This is a genomic window from Amorphus sp. MBR-141, from assembly GCF_053628695.1.
The window spans coordinates 1-1,059 of the sequence record NZ_JBRJGW010000098.1; the positions used below are offsets into that span (position 1 = coordinate 1).

Sequence of the window (1,059 nt, forward strand, 5' to 3'; positions counted from 1 at the left end):
CTAATGGTCGGAATCCAACGCTTGATGCCCGCGTTTGACGGCGTCGATGATTTTGTCGGGATCGGCGGTCCAGATGAAGGGCTTTGGGCGGGTGTTGTGTTCGGCACGGCGTTGAGCCAGGAGCAGGAGGTCGGCACGAAGTGGAAGGTGAAGCGGGGATGGCGCTCGAGCCACTGGCGCACCTTCGGATGTTTGTGGGCGGCATAGTTGTCGAGGACGACGTGCACGACCTTTCCGGCCGGGACTTCGGCTTGGATCTGATTGAGGAACCGGATAAATTCCTGGTGCCGGTGGCGCTGCATGTTGCGGCCGATGACGGTGCCGTCGAGGACGTTCAGTGCGGCGAAGAGGGTCGTGGTCCCATGGCGCTTGTAGTCATGCGTCATGGTGCCGGCGCGCCCCTTCTTGAGCGGCAGGCTGGGCTGGGTCCGGTCGAGCGCCTGGATCTGGCTCTTCTCGTCGACGCTGAGGACGATGGCGTGGGCGGGCGGATCGACGTAGAGACCGACCACATCGCGCAGCTTGGTGACGAAGTCGGGGTCGTTGGACAGCTTGAACTGCCGCATCCGGTGAGGTTGCAGTCCGTGACGAGGCCAGATGCGTTGCACGGAGCTCGCCGAGATGCCGATCTCGTCGGCCATCAGCGCCGCGGTCCAGTGCGTCGTCTCGGTCGGCGGCGCCTCGAGCGTCCGTTCAATCACCCGTTCCGCGACCTTATCGCTCAAGGGCGGGATGCGGGAGGGGCGCGTCTTGTCTCGGAGCAGGCCGTCGACGCCTTCCTCGGCGAACCGCTCCTGCCAACGCCACACACAGGTCTTCGACTTGCCGGTCCGCCGCATGATCTCGACGGTGCCGACGCCGTCGCCGGTGAGGAAGGACAATCTCAGCCCGCCAGACATGCTTCTGAGGAGCATTGCGATCCCGGACGATCGACCGCAAACGCTGCCGATCGGGTTTGGATACTTCGAAGGAGATACCCCTGCGCATGCCCCAGACTCGCACGCGCGGCTTCGCAACGGATTCCCCACCAGGACTCAACCATTAGAGAACGACCACTAG

At 63.9% G+C, this 1,059-nt stretch carries 1 pseudogene; it reads right to left on the minus strand.

Going from position 1 to position 1,059, the window contains the following annotated elements:
• Positions 1–987 (minus strand): annotated as a pseudogene (locus tag ACSSVZ_RS28190) (IS630 family transposase).
• Positions 988–1,059: the final 72 nt, after the last annotated feature.